This window comes from Pseudoalteromonas issachenkonii, from assembly GCF_002310795.1.
In the GTDB taxonomy this organism is placed as follows: Bacteria; Pseudomonadota; Gammaproteobacteria; order Enterobacterales; family Alteromonadaceae; genus Pseudoalteromonas; species Pseudoalteromonas tetraodonis.
The window spans coordinates 1,718,735-1,738,828 of the sequence record NZ_CP011030.1; the positions used below are offsets into that span (position 1 = coordinate 1,718,735).

General features: G+C 39.9%; 19 protein-coding genes. 10 read left to right on the forward strand and 9 right to left on the reverse strand.

Translation table 11 applies throughout. The features are described 5' to 3' along the window. Window positions 1-83: 83 nt before the first annotated feature. The 4 genes from PISS_RS07935 to PISS_RS07950 all read left to right on the forward strand — a co-directional run bounded on the left by PISS_RS07935 (window position 84) and on the right by PISS_RS07950 (window position 4,098). A complete protein-coding gene (locus PISS_RS07935) occupies window positions 84-548 on the forward strand; it encodes an acyl-CoA thioesterase (RefSeq protein ID WP_024602547.1) in 465 nt (154 codons plus the stop codon). A 249-nt stretch (window positions 549-797) separates the two neighbouring features. After that, window positions 798-1,367 carry an outer membrane beta-barrel protein gene (locus tag PISS_RS07940; protein WP_058154661.1) on the forward strand — a complete coding sequence of 190 codons (570 nt, stop codon included), beginning with the start codon at window positions 798-800 and terminating at the stop codon, window positions 1,365-1,367. Between the two features lie 172 nt (window positions 1,368-1,539). Further along, entirely contained in the window at window positions 1,540-2,244 is a 705-nt protein-coding gene (gene tsaA, locus PISS_RS07945; protein ID WP_013464991.1) for a tRNA (N6-threonylcarbamoyladenosine(37)-N6)-methyltransferase TrmO, read from the forward strand. A 129-nt stretch (window positions 2,245-2,373) separates the two neighbouring features. Next, complete coding sequence (locus PISS_RS07950) at window positions 2,374-4,098, forward strand: proline--tRNA ligase (protein WP_033103411.1); 1,725 nt, start codon at window positions 2,374-2,376, stop codon at window positions 4,096-4,098. 161 nt (window positions 4,099-4,259) lie between these two features. Here PISS_RS07950 and PISS_RS07955 read toward each other — a convergent pair whose 3' ends face one another. From PISS_RS07955 to PISS_RS07965, 3 genes are read right to left on the reverse strand one after another with little or no spacing between them, the layout of a single operon-like run. Further along, window positions 4,260-5,468, reverse strand: coding sequence for an ABC transporter permease (locus PISS_RS07955; protein WP_058155495.1), 1,209 nt, complete (start codon window positions 5,466-5,468; stop codon window positions 4,260-4,262). Then, the gene (locus PISS_RS07960; RefSeq protein WP_033103409.1) at window positions 5,461-6,249 is read right to left on the reverse strand and encodes an ABC transporter ATP-binding protein; all 789 of its coding nucleotides are present in this window, start codon (window positions 6,247-6,249) and stop codon (window positions 5,461-5,463) included. Before PISS_RS07960 ends, PISS_RS07955 begins: the two co-directional genes overlap by 8 nt. Beyond that, entirely contained in the window at window positions 6,246-7,058 is an 813-nt protein-coding gene (locus PISS_RS07965) for a DUF3025 domain-containing protein (RefSeq protein WP_013464995.1), read from the reverse strand. Before PISS_RS07965 ends, PISS_RS07960 begins: the two co-directional genes overlap by 4 nt. 107 nt (window positions 7,059-7,165) lie before the next feature. Between PISS_RS07965 and PISS_RS07970 the strand changes: the two genes are divergently transcribed. Together PISS_RS07970 and PISS_RS07975 are read left to right on the forward strand one after the other, a co-directional pair. Further along, window positions 7,166-8,794, forward strand: coding sequence for a M28 family metallopeptidase (locus PISS_RS07970; protein WP_013464996.1), 1,629 nt, complete (start codon window positions 7,166-7,168; stop codon window positions 8,792-8,794). An 85-nt stretch (window positions 8,795-8,879) separates the two neighbouring features. Further along, window positions 8,880-10,049: a putative manganese transporter gene (locus PISS_RS07975; RefSeq protein ID WP_013464997.1), complete on the forward strand. Its 1,170-nt coding sequence runs from the start codon at window positions 8,880-8,882 to the stop codon at window positions 10,047-10,049. An 80-nt stretch (window positions 10,050-10,129) separates the two neighbouring features. Here the strand turns inward: PISS_RS07975 and PISS_RS07980 are convergent, their stop codons facing one another. The 6 genes from PISS_RS07980 to seqA form a co-directional block, all read right to left on the reverse strand. Next, the gene (locus tag PISS_RS07980) at window positions 10,130-11,698 is read right to left on the reverse strand and encodes a dihydrolipoyllysine-residue acetyltransferase (RefSeq protein ID WP_058154663.1); all 1,569 of its coding nucleotides are present in this window, start codon (window positions 11,696-11,698) and stop codon (window positions 10,130-10,132) included. A gap of 8 nt (window positions 11,699-11,706) precedes the next feature. Further along, window positions 11,707-12,684 (reverse strand): alpha-ketoacid dehydrogenase subunit beta, encoded by a 978-nt coding sequence (locus tag PISS_RS07985; protein ID WP_013464999.1) that lies wholly within the window; start codon window positions 12,682-12,684, stop codon window positions 11,707-11,709. Next, window positions 12,684-13,898: a thiamine pyrophosphate-dependent dehydrogenase E1 component subunit alpha gene (locus PISS_RS07990; RefSeq protein ID WP_058154665.1), complete on the reverse strand. Its 1,215-nt coding sequence runs from the start codon at window positions 13,896-13,898 to the stop codon at window positions 12,684-12,686. The genes PISS_RS07985 and PISS_RS07990 overlap by 1 nt, the downstream gene beginning before the upstream one ends. Before the next feature lie 265 nt (window positions 13,899-14,163). Further along, window positions 14,164-15,216: a succinylglutamate desuccinylase gene (gene astE / locus PISS_RS07995; protein ID WP_058154666.1), complete on the reverse strand. Its 1,053-nt coding sequence runs from the start codon at window positions 15,214-15,216 to the stop codon at window positions 14,164-14,166. Window positions 15,217-15,297: 81 nt separating this feature from the next. Continuing rightward, window positions 15,298-16,935, reverse strand: coding sequence for a phosphoglucomutase (alpha-D-glucose-1,6-bisphosphate-dependent) (pgm, locus tag PISS_RS08000; protein ID WP_058154667.1), 1,638 nt, complete (start codon window positions 16,933-16,935; stop codon window positions 15,298-15,300). A gap of 9 nt (window positions 16,936-16,944) precedes the next feature. Beyond that, window positions 16,945-17,529 (reverse strand): replication initiation negative regulator SeqA, encoded by a 585-nt coding sequence (seqA, locus tag PISS_RS08005; RefSeq protein WP_028835192.1) that lies wholly within the window; start codon window positions 17,527-17,529, stop codon window positions 16,945-16,947. A gap of 489 nt (window positions 17,530-18,018) precedes the next feature. On the opposite strand from seqA, the gene PISS_RS08010 reads away from it, so the two are divergent. The 4 genes from PISS_RS08010 (at window position 18,019) to fldA (ending at window position 19,925) form a co-directional block, all read left to right on the forward strand. Continuing rightward, on the forward strand, window positions 18,019-18,786 hold the full coding sequence (locus PISS_RS08010) for an alpha/beta fold hydrolase (RefSeq protein WP_008113779.1): 768 nt from the start codon (window positions 18,019-18,021) through the stop codon (window positions 18,784-18,786). Window positions 18,787-18,881: 95 nt separating this feature from the next. After that, entirely contained in the window at window positions 18,882-19,103 is a 222-nt protein-coding gene (locus PISS_RS08015) for a DUF2788 domain-containing protein (protein ID WP_008113777.1), read from the forward strand. A 2-nt stretch (window positions 19,104-19,105) separates the two neighbouring features. Then, a complete protein-coding gene (ybfE, locus tag PISS_RS08020) occupies window positions 19,106-19,384 on the forward strand; it encodes a LexA regulated protein (protein ID WP_008113775.1) in 279 nt (92 codons plus the stop codon). A 13-nt stretch (window positions 19,385-19,397) separates the two neighbouring features. Continuing rightward, window positions 19,398-19,925, forward strand: coding sequence for a flavodoxin FldA (fldA, locus tag PISS_RS08025; RefSeq protein WP_058154669.1), 528 nt, complete (start codon window positions 19,398-19,400; stop codon window positions 19,923-19,925). Window positions 19,926-20,094: the final 169 nt, after the last annotated feature.

Here is a 20,094-nt window from a genome sequence, read left to right on the forward strand (position 1 = left end):
TATAAACTTATCCTAAATTGCAGGGGCTTCGGCCCCTTTTTTGCGCTATGCTGTTAAGTAATATGAATAAATGAGAGTGTGTTATGGCGTCGTCGAGTGTAATTTTTCGTTTTTTAGCAGAGCCTACCGATGTAAATTTTGGTGGTAAGGTGCATGGTGGTGTGGTCATGAAGTGGATTGACCAAGCAGGCTATGCCTGTGCTGCAGGTTGGAGCGGTCATTACTGCGTAACCGTATCGGTTGCAGGCGTTAAGTTTAGCCGTCCTATTTTGGTTGGCCAAATTGTTGAAGTGGAAGCCAAAATTGCACACACCGGCAAAACCAGTATGCAAATTTTCATTCAAGTACGCTGTGGCGACCCTAAAACCCAAAACTTAGTTGAAACTAATCATTGTGTAATAAGTTTTGTTGCTATGGATGAGACGGGTTACCCTGTTGCCGTTCCTGAATTCACATCTGTTACTGACGAAGATAAAAAGCTAGAAAATTACGCCATTAAAATGAAACAAATAGCGATAGAAACAGAAAACTTACTTTATCAAGTTTAATTAAGTACCTTTTGCAGGTATGTATAAACTACAACAAGCTGTAAATTCTACAATTTTTATTTTTTACAAATTAACAGTACGCTTAACAGCTGGATGTTTTGCGTACTGAAACCACCAAAAAAGTTCAATAAATACACTTTAAGAGCAAATATTAAACAAAAAAAATATTGGCATGTTCACTGCAATTAGTAAATCGACGTTTGATGAATCTATCGAACATTAGATTTTATTTTTTAAAGGAGCTATACAATGATTAAAACACTTTCTCTTTCTGCACTTGCTTTAGCAACACTGGGTTTTAATTCAGCAGCACAGGCTGATGTTACCGACATGGACTCTCCACGTATTTATACGGGTATTGGTTACGGCCAATATTCATTTCAGTTTGAAGATAGCGAAAACGACACCGATTTCGATGACGACGCGCAAATGTTAAAAGGTTATATCGGTACTCAATTTAATGAACATTTCAGCCTTGAACTTGCTTATCAAAATTTTGATGAAGTGAGTGACATAGACAGTAAAGCAGAAATTGATGGGGTATCACTAGCAGCGCGTTTTGCAGCGCCAATCACTGAAGATTTTTCTGTTTATGCAAAAGGCGGTTGGTTTGAATGGGATGCTGATTTAACTCAAGAACTACCAGTAGGCAGCGTTAGCGTATCACAAGACGGTGGTGACGTATTTTATGGTGCAGGTATTGAATATGCTTTCACAACCAATATGCAAGTGCGTTTAGAGTATGAGCGTTACGAATTAGATGATGATATTGATCCAGAAATGGACGTTGCGTCAGTATCTTTCCAATATATGTTTTAATAACAACTCAATAGTTGCAATGTAAGGGTAAGGCTAGGTTTAGCCTTGCCCTTTTTTATCCCACATTTAAACCAGTCAGTCTAAACTCTCTTTATGCTGATTATATTAAGCTAATGCCACCAATGGTAATTACAGGTAGAATACCCCCCTATTTTATTTGTTAGCGAGCATTATGAGCGATTATCAGATTTCGGCTATTGGCCATATTCAATCACCGTATAAACAAAAGTTTGCCATTCCTAGACAACCTCGATTAGTGCCAGAAGCAAAAGCTAAACTTATTTTTGCTCCAGATTTTAATCGTGAAGAATTTGTTCGTGGTTTAGATGAATTTAGCCACATTTGGCTGTTATTTCGTTTTCATGAAACCGCGGATAAAGGCTATTCAGCAATGGTGCGCCCGCCGCGCCTTGGTGGCAATGAACGTAAAGGCGTTTTTGCCACACGCGCTACATTCAGACCTAACGCTATAGGGATGAGTGCTGTTAAGTTAGAGGGAATTGAATACAAAAATGGGCAGTTAGCGTTATTGCTCGCCGGTATTGATTTACTTGATGGTACACCTATTGTTGATATTAAGCCTTATTTGCCCTATTCAGACGCTTTACCTGATGCAAGCGCTGGATTTGCCGATACGCGTCCAGAAACTCAAATGAGTGTTGAATTTAGTGAGCAAGCTTTGGAATTTATAAATAAACAAAGCCACTATCCTGAGCTACAAGCATTTATCAGCAATGTGCTAAAACAAGATCCTCGCCCAGCGTATAAAAAGCAAAAACAAGGCATGCAAAGTTATGGTATGAATTTGTATGAATACAACATTACCTGGCAAGTGACTGACTCTCATCATCTGGTTACTCATATAGAGCCCAGTTAAACTAACTTTAAAACCCTGCTATGGCTATAAAATGCGATAAAAAATCACTTAGCGCTTTAGTGTCAATGCATCCGCTGGTAAACTGAGCGCCTTAATTAAAAGAACATATTACTCTATTTCGGAAAAAACATGCGTACTAGTCAATATATACTCGCTACACTTAAAGAAACGCCATCAGATGCGGAAATTGTATCGCATCAATTAATGCTTAGAGCCGGAATGATCCGTCGCGTCGCTTCGGGTTTATACACTTGGCTACCCTCTGGTTTACGTGTGCTTAGAAAAGTAGAAAACATTGTACGCGAAGAAATGGATAAAGCAGGCGCAATTGAAATGCTAATGCCAGTAATTCAACCGGCTGACTTATGGGAAGAATCGGGCCGCTGGAGTGAGTTTGGTCCAGAGCTTATGCGCTTTACCGATCGTCACAATCGTGAATTTGCTATGGGTCCTACCCATGAAGAAGTGATCACCGATTTTGTCCGCAAAGAAATTAACAGCTACAAACAACTGCCTATTACTTTGTACCAAGTACAAACTAAAGTACGTGACGAACGTCGTCCGCGCTTTGGTGTTATGCGTGCTCGTGAATTTACTATGAAAGATGCCTACTCATTCCATTTAACCGATGAATGTTTAGATGCAACTTATCAAGTTATGCACAAAGCCTACTGTAATATTTTTGAACGTTTAGGCCTTGATTTCCGCCCTGTTATTGCTGATACCGGCTCTATAGGCGGTAGTGTATCGCATGAGTTTCACGTACTTGCTGAATCTGGCGAAGACGCTATTGCCTTTAGTGATGCTAGTGACTACGCCGCTAATATTGAAAAAGCAGAAGCGCTAGCGCCAACTGAATCGCGCCCTGAAGCAAGCAAAGAGCTAAAAGCATTCCCAACGCCTGATGCTAAAACAATTAATGAGCTGAAAAAACACTATGGTGTAAAACCACATCGCGGTGTTAAAACACTGATTGTTTATGGCGCCCCTGATGAAGACGGAAAACGTGGCTTAGTTGCACTAGTACTGCGTGGCGATCACGAGCTTAATGAACTTAAAGCTGAAAAACACCCACTGGTTGCTGCACCATTAGAAATGGCAACCGAGGCAGATATTGTGGCTGCCATTGGCGCAAAACCGGGTTCTTTAGGCCCTGTTGGCTTAAACATGCCAATTATTGTTGATAGAACAGCGAATGTAATGGCTGATTTTGTAGCTGGTGCCAACAAAGACGATGAGCACTTTAGTGGTATTAACTGGGATCGCGACGTAACAGACTACGAAGTTGCTGATATCCGTAATATTGTTGAGGGCGACCCTAGCCCGTGTGGTCAAGGCACGTTGCAAATTAAGCGCGGTATTGAAGTTGGTCATATTTTCCAACTAGGTACTAAGTACTCAGAAGCAATGAAAGCAGGTGTATTAAGCGAATCGGGTAAAAACCAAACAATGACTATGGGTTGTTATGGTATTGGTGTATCGCGTGTTGTTGCTGCAGCTATTGAGCAAAATAACGACCAATACGGTATTACCTGGCCTAAAGCCATCGCCCCTTTCGATTTAGCAATTGTGCCAATGAATATGCATAAATCGCATCGTATCCCTGATATTGCTAATAATCTATATCAAGGTTTGAAAGATGCAGGTTTAGATGTGCTATTTGATGACCGTAAAGAGCGCCCTGGTGTTATGTTTAACGACATGGAATTACTCGGTGTACCTTACACGCTTGTAATTGGTGAGCGTAACCTTGATGAAAACAAGGTAGAACTTAAAAACCGCCGCACTGGTGAAAAGCTAATGATAGATATTGATAGCGCGATTGAAACAATCAAAAATCAATTTAATGCATAAGCTTAAAATTAATTAAAAAACCGCTGTATGATTTTTTCATACAGCGGTTTTTTATTAATTCCTGTAAGCCAAGCTCGATTTTTTAAGTACTCATTTCAGCACTAAAACCTAATAATAATTAATAAAAAAGGTCGCTCTGCGACCTTTTTTATACTTATGAATTATCTAAACAACACATCTTCACGGTTAAACCATTTCACACAAAATGCCAGGAGTGCCCCAGCGATGAGTGCTGTTGCTAGGAATATCAATCCCACCAGCGTGTAATCAACGGTGCCTTTAACAATTTCTTTAATCGCTAAGGCGACGTTAGTTACTGGAATAAACGCCGTTTTAGAAGTCAGTTCCATGTTAGGCATTATTGAAATAATAATCGGGAAAAACACGACCATGCTTAATGGCGTCATGTAATTTTGCGCTTCTTTAAACGAGCGTGCATAGATTGATATTGCCAGAGCTAATGCAGAAAAGGTTGCTGCTATAGGCAATAATAATACAAAAATCATTAGTAAGTCTGTGATAGCCAATGTACTAAAAGCGGCTTTGATAAATTCAAGATCAGCAAAAGCCAGCGCTAAGGCTATCCAACACCCCATACTAATTACGGTTATCGTGGTTGATGCAATTGACGTGGTGAGTAGAGTAATGAATTTACCCAATACTAGCTCGGTACGAGTAATAGGTGTAAGTAATAAAGTTTCTAAGGTACCTCGTTCTTTTTCACCGGCCCCTAAATCAATAGCCGGATACGTTGCGCCTACCAGTACTAACGGAATAAGTAGATAAGGTAAAAACCCACCCACTTTTTCACCTAGGTTTTCGCGCTTATCGGCAGTGTCTACTTTAACTACATTAACTGGCTTTAAAATAGATTCTTGTGCGCTTTTATCTATACCAAAGCTCAATAATTTACTTTCTTGTAAAGTATCGCTGTACTCTTTAGCAAGCTCTTTGACACGCTCAAATAAGAAGTTAATTGATTTTGAATCATTAAATACAACTTGCCATTCGCTTTGCTTTTGCTCATTTAATGTTTGCACTGCATCACTTGGCAGGTATATTCCCATGTCGATATCGCCGGCGTTTACACCAGCTTTTAGCTCCTCAATACTGTTGAAGGTTTTATCACCTTTATATAACTCAAAGCTTTTGTGATAAAACACTTTATCAGTAAATTCTGGTGCATAGTCGCCATTGATAATCACATAGGTATTTACTTTTTGTTCAGCATCAAGCGCAGCTTGCGAGGATATAAACGCAACCACAGCAAATAACAACGGGAAAACCACAATAGGAAATACCACCACGAACAATAAAGTTTTTTTATCGCGTAGCAGCTCGGTTAATTCCTTTTTAAATACTTCAAACATCATGTTTCTCCGTTAATATGTTCATAAACGCTTGATTTAATTCTTCACTGTTGCCTGCCTGTTTAAATTCAGCAAGCGTGCCATCAAAACAACTAACGCCTTCATTAATTACCGCAACGCGGTCACATAAAAGTGCTACTTCATCTAAATGATGCGTAGAAAAAATAACAGGAGTACCTTGTGCTTTTAAGCCTTTAATAAAGTTGATCACTGTTTGGGTGGTCATAATATCGAGGCCGGTAGTTGGCTCATCGAGAATAACAACGTCTGGGTGATGTACCACAGCACGCGCAATGTTGGCTTTTTGCTTCATGCCGGTTGATAGGTTCTCAGCGCGTTTATCAATAAATTTATGCATATCAAGTAAGGTAAATAACTCTTCACAGCGTGCCTTAATAGCCTGCTTGCTCATGCCGTGTAGCTTTGCAAAATATTCGATATTTTCTTTTACCGTTAAACGGCCATATAAACCAGTCGAGCCGGATAAAAAACCAATACACTTGCGCCCAATGAGTGGCTTTTTAATTATGTCGTTTCCTGCAATAGTAATACTGCCATCATCCGGTTTTAAAGCGGTAGAGATCATTCTTAACGTCGTGGTTTTGCCCGCGCCATTCGGTCCTAATAGCCCTAGTACTTCGCCTTTTGCACAGCTAAAGCTGACATTTTTAACCGAGTGAAAATAATCTTTATCTTCACGGGGGTCTATATCATCTATTTTATTTTTTTTATGATCTTTAGTGAGCTTAAACTTCTTTTTAAGCGCGGTAACTTCTATCATTTTCGTGTCCTTCGTTTCGGTCTAAAATAGTCCGTGTTATCGTAAAATGATGGATTGTTATTCTCATCAAACCAACCAGGAACACCTAATAAAGGTAAAGGTGAAAGCTGTTTGTTATCGGCTAAACAATCATCAGTTTTAATCATCTCATAAAGGCGCTGATCTAGGTACTGGTATTGAGTTACTAAATCTTTACAAAATATTTCATCCGGTACATTTACAAATAAGGCTTTGCCAGTCAGTCCAATATAAGGTTTGGTTAACATTTCATAATTAGCATGGCCAAACATGAAAGGCGCAATGGTTTTACCCCACTGTACTTTGTGCTCTACAAATGCAGTCTTCCATTGATGATCTCTTAACCACTCTTTCCACTGTGATTCGCTGACAGCTAGCACAACCCCACACTCGTCAAACAAGGTCAGTGCGTTACGGTGTTTACTTCGTTGTTTTAATCCATGCAACGCTATTTCATCAACATGACGCTGATTAATAAGGGCTTTTGTTTTTGGAAATAAGCACCAAATAAAACCACCAAACAGATCATGCCAGTTTTGTTGTCGGGTGGGCACGTCCCCTGTTTCAAAAATGACTTGTTCATAATAGCGCTCAGCAAAATCAACCTTGGCATCATCGACAAAACGAATTGGCAGATTATTAGCATTGATGGCGTTTAAATACGGGGTAAAGTACGCAGGCTCAGGCCAGTCTGTTTGCTGATCTATTTTAAACAGCTGACGAAGGTGCTCAAATGCACCTCCATTTATACTCGTTACTTGAAATTGTTCTGGGGGAGTAAAACGCTTCATTGTTACCTTTACTGTACATTTTTATCAGCAACAGTTTACCGCAAAAACTGGTTCTAATTAACAGAAGTTCATATACTAATGCCACTTAGAACAAAAAAAGAGCCAATATGAAACGTTATTTTTCTTTGACCCTAATAACAACGGCAATTTTAGCCGGCTGTGCAACAACAAGTATTACATCTGATGATGTCGCTAAAGGCTACAACAGCATTCAAGCGGATGAAATTGCTAAGCATGTAAAAGTGTTAGCTTCTGATGAATTTGGTGGACGTGCTCCTTCATCTGAAGGTGAAAAGCTTACGCTTGATTACTTAACAAAAGAATTTACTGCTTTAGGCTTTGAGCCGGGTAATGGCGACAGCTTTTTCCAAGAAGTGCCGCTTGTATCGTTAGAAGCAGACTCTGATATGGTGCTTAATATTGGCGGTAAAGACTACCAATACAAAAAAGACATGGTTATGGGTAGTAGCCGTATTAGTGCGCAAGAAGGAATTGAAAACTCGGAGCTTGTATTTGTGGGCTACGGTGTTAACGCACCTGAATATAACTGGAATGATTACGAAGGCCTAGATGTTAAAGGTAAAACCGTTGTTATGCTGGTAAACGATCCGGGTTTTGCAACTAAAGATCCTGCTTTATTCACCGGCGATGCAATGACCTATTACGGGCGTTGGACTTACAAATACGAAGAAGCAAGCCGTCAAGGTGCTGCTGGTGCTATTATTATTCATGAAACTGCTCCAGCGTCTTACCCTTGGTCTGTGGTTGAGAACTCATGGAGTGGCGAGCAATTTGGTTTCGTAAAAGAAAACAATAATATGGACCGTGTTGCTGTTGAAGGTTGGGTTACTGTTGATGTTGCAAAAGAGCTTTTTTCTAAAGCAGGCCTTAATTTTGAAACCGCCAAAGCAAACGCTGCCAAAGGTGCTTACCATGTTGATATGGGCGATTTAACAGCCACTGTGAATGTAAAAAACACCATCAAAAAATCGGTATCTTATAACTTCATTGCCACTCTTCCTGGTAGTAAAACACCCGATGAGCATATTATTTACTCTGCGCATTGGGATCATTTAGGAACGGATAAAAATCGTAAAGGCGATCAAATTTATAATGGTGCACACGATAACGCAACAGGTACAGCCGGTATGATAGAAGTTGCAGAAGCCTTTACCAAACTAGGTAAACGCCCTGACCGTTCAATGACCTTTTTAGCGGTAACCGCTGAAGAGCAAGGTTTATTAGGCTCGAAATATTATGCCGCGAATCCAGTTATTCCAGCTAATAAAACCGTTGCAAATATTAATATGGACAGCTTAAACCTATTAGGTAAAGTAAAAGATATTAGTGTGGTGGGTATTGGTAAATCACAAATGGATGAGCTATTAGCAACTGCGGCCAAAGAGCAAGGCAGAACAGTATCGGGCGACCCTAAACCATCTTCAGGTGGCTACTACCGCTCAGATCACTTTGCCTTTGCTAATATGGGTGTTCCTGCCATGTATGCCGGTGGCGGTACACAAGCGTTTGACGATGAAACTGCAAATTACCGTAAGCGTATGAGCTTAGTACTGCGTGGTTGTTACCATCAACCTTGTGATAGATACCGCGATGAGTGGGATTTATCAGGTGCGGTTCAAGATTTACAATTATTTTATAAAGTAGGTTTTGATATTTCACAACAAACTCAGTGGCCTACGTGGAATGAAAACTCAGAGTTTCAACGTAAAAAGTAACTACTGCGGCAACACTTAAATGATATTGATTATCATTTAATAAAATAGTACAGTGCGATCTCATTCTTTAATTAGGTCGTACTGTATGTTTTTAACATCCCATTTAGGAGTTATTTCGCCAGCTGCAAAACGTGTTTTTCATCAAAATAAACGCCTAATTTTACCTCTGTTAATTTTAGTCTGTTTAGCCCTGCCCGATTTACGCACCATAACAATTACTGCACTCAGTGATGCTTTTTTTCAAGTGAGTGTGTTTGTTGCTGCGACCTTATTTATTTACTACTACGCGATTGATCATTTACCCCAACTAGAGCTTCGTTACCTAAATGCTAAGTCACCGGTATTAGAGGTCAGCTTTGCTGCTTTTTTAGGCATGTTACCAGGCTGTGGTGGCGCGATTATTGTGGTGACTCAATTTACAAAAGGCCAAGCTAGCTTTGGCGCAATTGTGGCTGTATTAACGGCGACTATGGGTGATGCCGCGTTTTTATTATTAGCGACTCGCCCTACCGAGGGTTTAACCATCATGGCAATAGGGTTTGTGGTTGGTTCTGTAACGGGTTTAATCGTCAACACACTTCATAAAACAGGCTACTTATGCCCAACTGATCAAAAGCACACACCACAGATTACCCTTTTACCGACGAAGATAATTACGCTCAGTAAGCCTATTTGGTACATCGCTATTATTCCGGGGTTACTCATTGCCTTTTTACTCGCTTTTAATATTGATTTGAGCCAATTTGGGCAGTACACCACATTCACTGTTACTCATTTTGGCGCATTAATGGCGTTGTTTGTCGTATTTATGTGGGCGTTATCTTCAAAAGGTGAAAGCTATAAAGAAGTAACCTCAGAAGATGATATATGCAGTCCACCTTCAAAACTCACAAAAGTACTGCAAGATACTCATTTTGTAACCGCGTGGGTGGTTGCCTCCTTTATATTATTTGAACTACTGGTAACAGTGTTTGGCCTTGACTTAAAAACATGGTTTTTAAATTATGCTTATATGGCCCCGCTCATAGCGGTATTAATTGGTTTTTTACCTGGCTGTGGCCCGCAAATAATTGTTACCACTTTATATATTCAAGGGGTTATTCCGTTTAGCGCATTAGCGGCCAATGCCATTTCCAACGATGGCGATGCGCTTTTCCCAGCCATTGCCATGACACCTAAAGCGGCTATTATTGCTACAATTTATACCGCCATACCGGCATTAATGGTTGGTTATGGCCTGTATTTTCTGAGCTAAATCAGTCTAGCTTTTATTTATTTAGTTATAAAAAAACCAGCTAGTTGCTGGTTTTTTAATTTATAAATGAATATAAAGACTTAGCGCATAGCCATCATCATTTTAGCTGGCTGCTCTAAGTATTCTTTCCATAAATTATTAAAGCGCGCGATAGTGCCGCCATCAATTACACGGTGATCCCCTGACCAACTTACTTGCATAATTGCACGCGATACCACTTGCCCTTGCTCGTCAAAGCGCGGAAGGTGCTGTAATTTACCTAAGGCAACAATCGCCACTTCTGGCTTATTAATAATTGGTGTAGCTATAGTGCCACCAATCGCACCAATATTAGAAATACTAATAGTACCGCCTTTTAAATCATCTGGTGCTACGCGGCCTTCTCGAGCTGAGTCAGTTAATTGCGTTAAATTATTAGCCACCTCTACAATACTCTTAGTTTGGCAGGCTTTAATATTTGGTACTAATAAGCCCACTTTAGAGTCCACTGCAACCCCAATATTGTGATCATCATAGTAGGTAATTTCACTGCAATCATCATTTACTTTTGAGTTAAGTACCGGGAATTCAGTCATTGCCAAAGATAATGCCTTAATAAAAAACGGCATCATCGTAAGTTTAACGCCCTGTGCTTTATATTGCTCTTTAAGATCAGTTCGAAGTGCAATTAAATCAGTTAGATCAATTTCGTCACTGTAAGTAAAGTGCGGAATCGTTGAAACTGAAGCCACCATTTGTTTTGCCATGGCCGCTTTAATGCCTTTAATTACTTCTGTTCGCGTTCCACCCGCGCTAGTTGCGTGTTCAGTACTACGAGTGTTTTTACTCTGGGTAGTTTGTGGCTTGTTAAGCTCAGAGGTATCCATGCCAGATGGCACTTCATTTTTTATAAACGCTTCAATATCTTGTTTATAAATACGGCCATTTTTACCACTACCTGGTACGCAGGTTAAATCAACGTCAAGCTCACGCGCTTTACGCCTAACCGCCGGTGATGCAACCGCTTTTTCGTTAACTATTGCAGTTTGCGTTTGCTTAGCAGGTGCGTCTGACGTTGCGTTACTTTGTGCTTTTACAACTGCTTGGTTAACATCAACGTCTTCTTTTGCGACTTGCCCTGCAACCGTCATTTGAAATAATGGGCTATGCACCTTCGCAATTTCACCTTTTTGATAATACAGCTTTTGCACTGTACCGGTGTATTTAGCTGGTATTTGTACTAATGCTTTATCGGTCATTACATCACAAACGGCTTGATCTTCTTCTATTTCATCGCCCTCTGCAACTAACCATTCAACAATTTCACACTCAACAATACCTTCACCAATGTCGGGTAAAATAAAGTCTTCTAAGTGTTCACGAGTACTTGTTGGTGAAGAAGCTGTTTGAGTCTCTTCACTAGGCGCTTCACCGGCAACATCCATTGCAAATAACGGCGCATGTACTTTAGCAATATCGCCTTTTTTACAATGCAGCTTAGTGATCACCCCATCGTGTACCGCTGGAATTTGCACTAAGGCTTTATCTGTCATCACATCACAAATAGGCTGATCTTCTTTTACAGTGTCGCCCTCTTGTACCAGCCATTCGACTACTTCGCATTCAACTATGCCTTCACCAATGTCAGGTAATATAAAATCTTTAGCCATGGAAACCCCTAAAAGTTCACTGATTGTTTAATTGCGGCCATTACTTTTAATGCATCTGGAACATATTCTTTTTCGAGCGCCAGCGGGTATGGCGTATCTAGGCCACAAACACGTAAAATAGGCGACTCTAAATGCAGAAAACACTCTTGAGCGATGGTTGCGGCTATTTCTGCGCCAAAACCGTTAGTAATAGGTGCTTCATGACTAACAATAAGACGGCCTGTTTTAGTCACTGATTTAGCAATCGTTTCAACATCCCATGGTAAAATACTGCGAAGGTCAATCACTTCACAGCTAATGCCCTGTTCACTGGCTTGCTTTGCCGCTGCTTCTATAATTTCCATTTGTGCACCCCACGCTAATAAAGTAACGTCAGTACCCTCTTGAACCACTTCAGCTTTACCAAGTTCAATGCTGTAATCTTCCTCAGGCACTTCACCAGTTGAAGCACGGTATAAACGTTTGGGCTCAAAAAATAGCACTGGGTTGTCGTCTTTAATACACGCACGCAGTAAGCCTTTAGCTTGGTACGGGTTACGCGGCACGACAATTTTTAACCCTGGCGTGTGAGCAAAGTACGCTTCTGGCGATTGCGAGTGATACAAACCACCAGCAATACCGCCACCGTAAGGTGTACGAATCGTTAGATTACCCACATTAAACTCATTACCACTACGATAACGAAACTTAGCCGATTCATTCACAATTTGATCAAACGCAGGAAAGATGTAATCAGCAAATTGAATCTCTGCCAATGCAGGTGCACCAAAGGCTGCCAAACCATTTGCAAAGCCTAAAATACCTTGCTCTGTGAGCGGGGTATTGAATACGCGATGCTTACCGTACTTTTCTTGTAACCCTGATGTTGCTCTAAAAACACCGCCAAAATAACCCACGTCTTCACCAAAAATACACGCTTGAGGATGTTCATTCATGGTGATATCTAAAGCAGAATTAATTGCATGTAGCATGTTCATTTTAGCCATTACTTAATTCTCCCTGCTGTTGTTGGGTAGGCGTCTGGATGTGCTTTTATATGCGTTTTAAGTTCATCATATTGACGTTGTAAAGATGGAATTGGCGTATCGTAAACATCTGAAATTAGCTCTCCTAACGCCGGCTTATCAATTACTTCAGCGCGTTTTAGTGCCGCTAAAATATCATCACGAATTGTTTCTTTCGCTTTGATATCTTCTGCGTCATCTAACCAATTTTGTTTTACTAACCATTTTCTAAAGCGCTCAATTGGGCATGTTTTATAGTTTGCTTCTTCATCTTTTGAACGGTAACCGCTTGGATCATCTGATGTTGAATGCGCACCTAAACGATACGCTATCGATTCAATTAATACCGGTTCACCTTGTGTTGCAGCAATTTCGCGGGCTTTTTTAGTAGCCGCGTAAACGGCGAGCGCATCACTGCCATCAACACGAATGGTTTTAATACCATAACCCACACCACGCGATGCAATCCCATCGCCTTTAAATTGCTCATCGGCTGGGGTTGAAATAGCATAACCATTGTTACGTGCAAAAAAGATAACCGGTGCTTTATGTACTGCAGCCATATTTAAGCCTGCATGAAAGTCACCTTCTGAGGCAGCCCCTTCACCAAAATAACAAATAGTAACGTTATCAATAGTACTTGCTAGTTCACCTGTTTTAGCATCAATGTGTTTTACTTTTTGACCATATGCGTAACCCGTAGCCTGTGGAATTTGTGTTCCCAAAGGTGATGAAATGGTCATGTAGTTAAGTGCTTTAGAACCATAATGGATCGGCATTTGACGGCCTTTACCTAAATCTAATTCATTCGAAAACATTTGGTTCATAAATTGATCAAGGGTAAAACCACGATAGTGTAAGGCTGCTTGTTCACGGTATTGCGCCATGATCATGTCATCTTGTTCAAGGGCTGCAGCAGAGGCTGTTACCGCCGCTTCTTCCCCTAAACACTGCATGTAAAAGCTAACACGCCCTTGGCGTTGAGCACCCTGCATACGTTCATCCAATAAACGAATAAAACGCATGGTTTCGTATAATTTAATAGCGGTGTGTTTAGAAATATCAGGTGCAGGAGCACTAGGATGAATGTCGCCGTCCTCAGTTAAAATACTCAGGGTTGGAATATTAAGTGCGTGGCCGTCAATAAACTCAAGCTCATGATTAATATTCAGCGATACGTTATTGGGATTACTCATAACCTACCTTCTTTTGTTGTCGGTATCACAGCGCCCCTTTGGATTATTATTATGGGTGATAGTTGCTGAATAAACTTTGCAACATCTGCACTGTATTTAATTAAAGCTGCCAACACTTTACGTTAACGTAAAGTGTTATTCAACAAAACTGTGACCAAATAAAAGTAAATAATGAGCAAAAAACTGGCAAGTTAACTATACATATAATTAACCACTTATTAATCAGTTGATTAAACTTTAATAACAAGTGGTCTGATGTGTTGATTTAGCTAAAGCGGCTATCCACTTGCATAGGGACTACTGTAAGTAATGCACGTTGCCCAATGGCAACCTGTGCGTTAGGAAAAATAATTGCTTCCCCTTCTACGTCGGCATATATGGCATTATCGCCATCGGTGGCTAAAAGCTCACCCTTTGCAAACCCTGTAAAATTCTCGGCATCGTCAGAAAACGGAAAACTAAAGTTTTGCTCTGTGCGGTTAATAGTTCGATGAACAGAAAACAACTCAAAGTCGCTTGCATTAAATTCTGGGTATTTTACTTCTTTTTGGCTAATTAATGCAGTTAGAGTTTGTTTTGTTTTTGCAAAGCGTGACATGTCGTTTTCACCAAAGGGTTTCACTTGCCCAAGCTCTACAGTAAATGAGTCGGCACCATGCACAAACGACGAATAGTAGCTAAACGTGGTGGCTGGCGACTTCATCATCAATACTGTATTCACACCACAGCTTAATAAGAACTGCAGTTGCGACTTTTTCCAAGGCTTGCCATGTAAGAATGGGTAAACAGCAAATTTTTCGTTTTTAGAACCGCGAATAGCGGTATGTAAATCATAATGACAGCGATACGTACCCTGCTCTGAACGGGCGTAAAAATCGCTAACATATTGCTCAAGTTTATCAGCGCGAACGCGTTCGTCGTTCATCGCTATACCATCAACAGTGTGGTGGCCGTTAAACAAGCGGTTTAAGTTCTCTTCTACAAATCGTTTACCAATATTAATTGACTGAGGATTACCAAAAATAAATAAAACCCGTTGTTGTAATTCAAGTTGCCCACTAATAATGTGTTTAATGAGTTCATCGCAAATTTCAATGGGGGCTGTCTCATTGCCATGAATGGCACTGGATAGCACCACATTTTTTGAGGTAACACAATCAGGCTCAAACTCAATCACACCGGTGTCATGCACGGTTACTTTAGTCTGGTTGTTAAGCGTAAATTGACCTGCCTCTAAATGCCATTCATGGTTTCGCGAAAGCGTTAAAAAATCACCATCTTGTTTTAATTGATTAATATATTCTGCAGTGGCTGACATAACGATAAAAGCCCTTTTTTTTGTAAATTATAGATACAAAAACGGCTGATAAAATCAGCCGTTTTTAGTTGTAATTGCATATTAGCTAATCACTGAATCAACCAGTTTTTTAGCTTCTTTTTCTAATAAGGCTAAGTGCTCTTCGCCTTTAAATGATTCTAAGTAAATTTTATAAATATCTTCCGTACCTGACGGACGCGCCGCAAACCAGCCGCTTTCAGTTACCACTTTTAGCCCACCAATAGCTGCATTATTACCTGGCGCATGAGTTAGCTTTTGTAAAATAGGCTCACCTGCTAAGGTATCTGCTTTTACGTCATCAGCACTGAGTGCTTTTAATCGCGACTTTTGCTCAGGCGTTGCTGGCGCATCTAGGCGTTTATAAAGTGGCGCACCAAACTCTTGCTCTAGTTCTTTATACAGCGCAGACGGGGTTTTACCCGTAACTGCAAGAATTTCAGCGGCGAGTAAGCCCATGATAAAGCCATCTTTATCTGTACACCAAACCGTGCCATCAAAACGTAAGAAAGCCGCTCCAGCACTTTCTTCACCACCAAAGGCCAATTTGCCTTTGTTTAAACCCTCAACAAACCATTTAAAGCCAACGGGTACTTCTTTTACTTTACGCTTGTTGCGCTCCGTCACTTTGTCAATCATTGAGCTAGAAACAAGGGTTTTACCGATTTCAACACTGGCATCCCAATCACGATGCGTTAGTAAATAGTCAATCGCTACGGCTAAAAAGTGATTTGGATTCATTAACCCATCTGGTGTTACTATGCCGTGACGGTCATAATCAGGGTCATTACCAATCGATAAATCAAAATCATCTTTAAGGGCAATTAAATTAGCCATTGAATAAGGTGATGAGCAATCCATACGAATTTTGCCATCTTTATCAAGCGGCATAAATGCAAAACGCGGATCAACACTGTCATTAACGACCGTTAAATCTAAATTATATTTTTGCGCAATCACTGGCCAAAAGTTAATGCCTGAGCCACCTAATGGATCAATACCAATCTTGATGCCTGCTTCGCTAATCGCTTTTAAATTAATAATGTTTTTTAAATCATCAATATAAGGCGTCATTAAATCTTCGTAGCGAATAAAACCAGAACGTGAAGCTTTAGCAAAAGGAAACAGTTCTACTTCAACTAAGTCTTCTAATAATAATTGATTGGCTCTGTCTTCAATCCATTTTGTAACGTCTGTATCTGCAGGACCGCCATTGGGCGGGTTATATTTAAAACCGCCATCTTCTGGTGGATTATGAGATGGAGTCACTACAATGCCATCGGCAAGCTCATTAGGATGATTTTTATTATAACTAACAATAGCATGGCTAATAACTGGCGTTGGAGTAAAGTCACCATTTTCTTGGGTGATCACTTGGACTTCATTAGCAACCAACACTTCAATTGCTGAGTTAAAGGCCGCCTCGCTCAGTGCGTGGGTATCTTTACCTAAAAATAACGGACCAAATATATCGTTCTGTTTTCTGTAATCACAAATAGCTTGGGTAATTGATAATATGTGCGATTCGTTAAATTTTATATCGTAGGCACAGCCTCGATGCCCTGAGGTGCCAAATGCAACACAATGCTCGGGGTTTTGCTCTAAGTCAGGCTCATTTAAATAATACGCAGACACTAACTTTGGTACATTCACTAAAGCCGATTGTGGTGCAGTTTTACCTGCGCCGGAATGAATTGCCATGGTCTTTCCTTAAAGATAATCACGAATTTTTTCAGCTTGCTCGTTGCTGTAGCCTAAACTAAGTGCAACTTCATGCAGCATCATTTTTTTACGCGTGGTATTAGAATTGGTCATCACCCAATATTCACTGTCAGTGATATTTTTTGGGTTCATACTACTACCGCTATTCACTAAGTCTTCTTTACTGGTCGCGAAGTAAACACGATCTCGACCTTTAATATCTAACACCGCAGAGAAGTCTGTTTTGTGCGTTCGGTAAAATGCACTTAATATAAATAAGAAACGACCAACAACACCTTTTTGCATTGCCAGCTCTTCTTTATTTAAAATGTTAAATACGTTTGCATTTTTTTTATTTACCGGCGGTTTTGCCACTTGGGTTGGCTGTTCAACGTCTGCTATAGGTTGTTCTAGTGATGAATTAGACACACTAACGGTTTCATTTTTATGATCAGTGTCTAGTTTAGTGGTGGTAATTTTTTCGCCGTTGAGATTTAATAAACGACGTAAAATAGTGGATGCACTCTCACCAATACTCTGTGTATTGCTTGCAATGTACTGATATAACTCGTCGTCTATGTCGATTTGTTTCATGTTCTTCCTGTCATTACGGGTCACATTTTTCTTTCGATATGATTATACCCAAATCACCTCAAGATGCGAGTTTCAGTTGGAATTAAAAGCGATTTAGGCAAGGCATTGATTGCAAACAATAGTCGTTCTACTGCTAAAACCAATAACGCAGTGTAAATCGCTTTTAAACCAACCCTCTGGGCGTTTCACAGGAACTTACTCTCATCGTTGTTAATTTTTAAAAGGGATCACCATTGTTGCAAACTAACGCCTTGATATTAAGCCCCGGTCAAACGCTGAATTCTGTATCTTGTGATGGTTTGGGTATATACCCAATCCAGTTAGAAATGCGAGTTACAACCCACGCGACTCTAAACATAGTAGTAATTAATAATTACTAAATAATCAGGAAGCTAGGTATTTTTGAGTCCAACATACAAATAATATCTGTATTTTTTGCTTTTTAGGGTAATGCTCGGCAAACTATGCGCAAAATTGAAGGAGGCGTCTATGCAATTAAATTACAAACAAATTGGTCAAGGTCCAAATGTTATTTTGATCCATGGACTGTTTGGCTCTTTAGAAAACCTTAATGTGATTGCAAAGCCATTAAGCGAGCATTTTTGCGTAACCAATGTTGATTTACGTAATCATGGCCTTTCGCCCCACAGCGATGAAATGGATTATACTGAAATGGCTAATGATGTTGTTGAATTAATGACGGCATTAAACATACAAAAAGCGCATCTGGTTGGGCACTCTATGGGCGGCAAAGTGGCGATGCAAATAGCACTGAGCCATACTGATTTAGTCGATAAACTAGTGGTTCTTGATATTGCGCCTGTGAGCTACCCTGCGCGCCATACTCAAATACTTGAGGCTTTAAATGCAGTAAAAAATGCAGATATTAGTGATAGAAAGCAAGCTGATTTAATAATGCAACCGTATATAGAGGAGTTAGGTGTACGTCAGTTTTTATTAAAAAGCTTATATAAAAATGATGATGGGCACTTTGTTTGGCGCTTTAATTTACCTGTGCTCGATGATAAATATTCAACTATTACCGCAAACATTAATGCAAATAATTCTTGTTTGTGCGAAACTCTGTTTATTAAAGGTAATGACTCTGACTACATTTTAACCGAGCATCGCGAAGCGATTAATGCGCTGTTTAAAAACGTCAGTGCAAAAATCATTCATGGTGCGGGTCATTGGTTACATGCCCAAAAACCACAGGCTGTAAACAAAGCAATCAATGATTTTTTAACTGCAGTTTAATGTTATTTTTATGGCGTGTTTTTGATTTATCACACTAAATAATTAAAGATTTATGTGCTATAGTACGCGCCGTTTAATTTAAAGGTTATACGTCGATGGTCAGTCAGTTTATTAACGAATTTGATACCTTAGGGTTGTATTTTGGCTTAGCAGGTATTTTTATTTTTATCGGCTTGGCAATTAAAGACGTACTGAAAAGCGGCAATGTGCCTAAATTTGGTCGTTATATTGTGTGGCTGGTACTCTTTTTAGGTTGCTCTGGCTTTATTGCCAAAGGACTTATTCAGGTATTTTGGCAAGGTGCGGGTGTAGGTTAAGCATGGCCAAGTCAGAAACAGATAGAACAACGCTTGATTTATTTGAATACGAGAAACGTCCAGGAAGACCTAAAACTAATCCCCTTCCTCGGGATATGCAGTTAAAGGTTAATAAACGTAATCAAATAAAAAGAGATAAGGCACGTGGTTTAAAGCGTGTTGAATTTAAAGTTTCGTCACAGCTGTATCAGGCACTGAGTGATATGGCAGATGCACAAAATATTAGCCGCAGTGCGTTGATCGAAACAATTTTACAAGAAAGATTGGCTATTGATAGATAAAAGGTTTAAATCCATGGCAAGTGTAGGCATTTTTTTCGGAAGTGACACAGGTAACACAGAACACGTAGCAAAAATGATCCAAAAAGAATTGGGTAAAAAGCTCGTTGCTGTGCATGACATTGCAAAAAGCTCTAAAGAAGAGATTGCTGAGTTTGATCTGATCTTATTCGGTATTCCAACTTGGTATTATGGTGAAGCGCAATGTGATTGGGATGATTTCTTTCCTGAGCTTGAAGAAGTAAGCTTTGAAGGTAAACTAGTGGCTATTTTTGGCTGTGGCGACCAAGAAGACTATGCAGAATACTTCTTAGATGCTATGGGCATGATCAACAATATCGTAACAGAACGTGGCGCTATTGTTGTAGGCCATTGGCCTACAGACAGTTATGATTTTGAAGCATCAAAAGGCATGGCTGATGACAAGCATTTTGTTGGTTTAGGTATTGATGAAGACCGTCAGCCAGAATTGACTGAGCAGCGCGTTAAGCAATGGTGTGCTCAGGTATATGATGAAATGTGCTTAAGTGAGTTAGCAGATTAATCCCCCCTTTTAATGCTAACTGTTTAAAATATTATCAAACAGTTAGCATTTTCCGCGTTAATATTGATATAGATCAATTGTTCTTTGCACTTCCTGCTAAGGCACGTTATCCTAACTGTTATTGTGACGAGTACATCTTGCAAGATGTCTAGTATAACTAAATAAAATT

Excerpts from the sequence above, each read along its gene's own strand:
- PISS_RS07985 (WP_013464999.1), bottom strand. The coding sequence starts at position 12,684 with ATGGCTAAAATGAACATGCTACATGCAATTAATTCTGCTTTAGATATC.
- PISS_RS07965 (WP_013464995.1), bottom strand. The coding sequence starts at position 7,058 with ATGAAGCGTTTTACTCCCCCAGAACAATTTCAAGTAACGAGTATAAAT.
- PISS_RS07935 (WP_024602547.1), top strand. The coding sequence starts at position 84 with ATGGCGTCGTCGAGTGTAATTTTTCGTTTTTTAGCAGAGCCTACCGAT.
- fldA (WP_058154669.1), top strand. The coding sequence starts at position 19,398 with ATGGCAAGTGTAGGCATTTTTTTCGGAAGTGACACAGGTAACACAGAA.
- pgm (WP_058154667.1), bottom strand. The coding sequence starts at position 16,935 with ATGGCAATTCATTCCGGCGCAGGTAAAACTGCACCACAATCGGCTTTA.
- PISS_RS08015 (WP_008113777.1), top strand. The coding sequence starts at position 18,882 with ATGGTCAGTCAGTTTATTAACGAATTTGATACCTTAGGGTTGTATTTT.
- PISS_RS07940 (WP_058154661.1), top strand. The coding sequence starts at position 798 with ATGATTAAAACACTTTCTCTTTCTGCACTTGCTTTAGCAACACTGGGT.
- PISS_RS07980 (WP_058154663.1), bottom strand. The coding sequence starts at position 11,698 with ATGGCTAAAGATTTTATATTACCTGACATTGGTGAAGGCATAGTTGAA.
- PISS_RS08010 (WP_008113779.1), top strand. The coding sequence starts at position 18,019 with ATGCAATTAAATTACAAACAAATTGGTCAAGGTCCAAATGTTATTTTG.
- ybfE (WP_008113775.1), top strand. The coding sequence starts at position 19,106 with ATGGCCAAGTCAGAAACAGATAGAACAACGCTTGATTTATTTGAATAC.
- PISS_RS07975 (WP_013464997.1), top strand. The coding sequence starts at position 8,880 with ATGTTTTTAACATCCCATTTAGGAGTTATTTCGCCAGCTGCAAAACGT.
- PISS_RS07955 (WP_058155495.1), bottom strand. The coding sequence starts at position 5,468 with ATGTTTGAAGTATTTAAAAAGGAATTAACCGAGCTGCTACGCGATAAA.
- PISS_RS07960 (WP_033103409.1), bottom strand. The coding sequence starts at position 6,249 with ATGATAGAAGTTACCGCGCTTAAAAAGAAGTTTAAGCTCACTAAAGAT.
- tsaA (WP_013464991.1), top strand. The coding sequence starts at position 1,540 with ATGAGCGATTATCAGATTTCGGCTATTGGCCATATTCAATCACCGTAT.
- astE (WP_058154666.1), bottom strand. The coding sequence starts at position 15,216 with ATGTCAGCCACTGCAGAATATATTAATCAATTAAAACAAGATGGTGAT.
- PISS_RS07990 (WP_058154665.1), bottom strand. The coding sequence starts at position 13,898 with ATGAGTAATCCCAATAACGTATCGCTGAATATTAATCATGAGCTTGAG.
- PISS_RS07970 (WP_013464996.1), top strand. The coding sequence starts at position 7,166 with ATGAAACGTTATTTTTCTTTGACCCTAATAACAACGGCAATTTTAGCC.
- PISS_RS07950 (WP_033103411.1), top strand. The coding sequence starts at position 2,374 with ATGCGTACTAGTCAATATATACTCGCTACACTTAAAGAAACGCCATCA.
- seqA (WP_028835192.1), bottom strand. The coding sequence starts at position 17,529 with ATGAAACAAATCGACATAGACGACGAGTTATATCAGTACATTGCAAGC.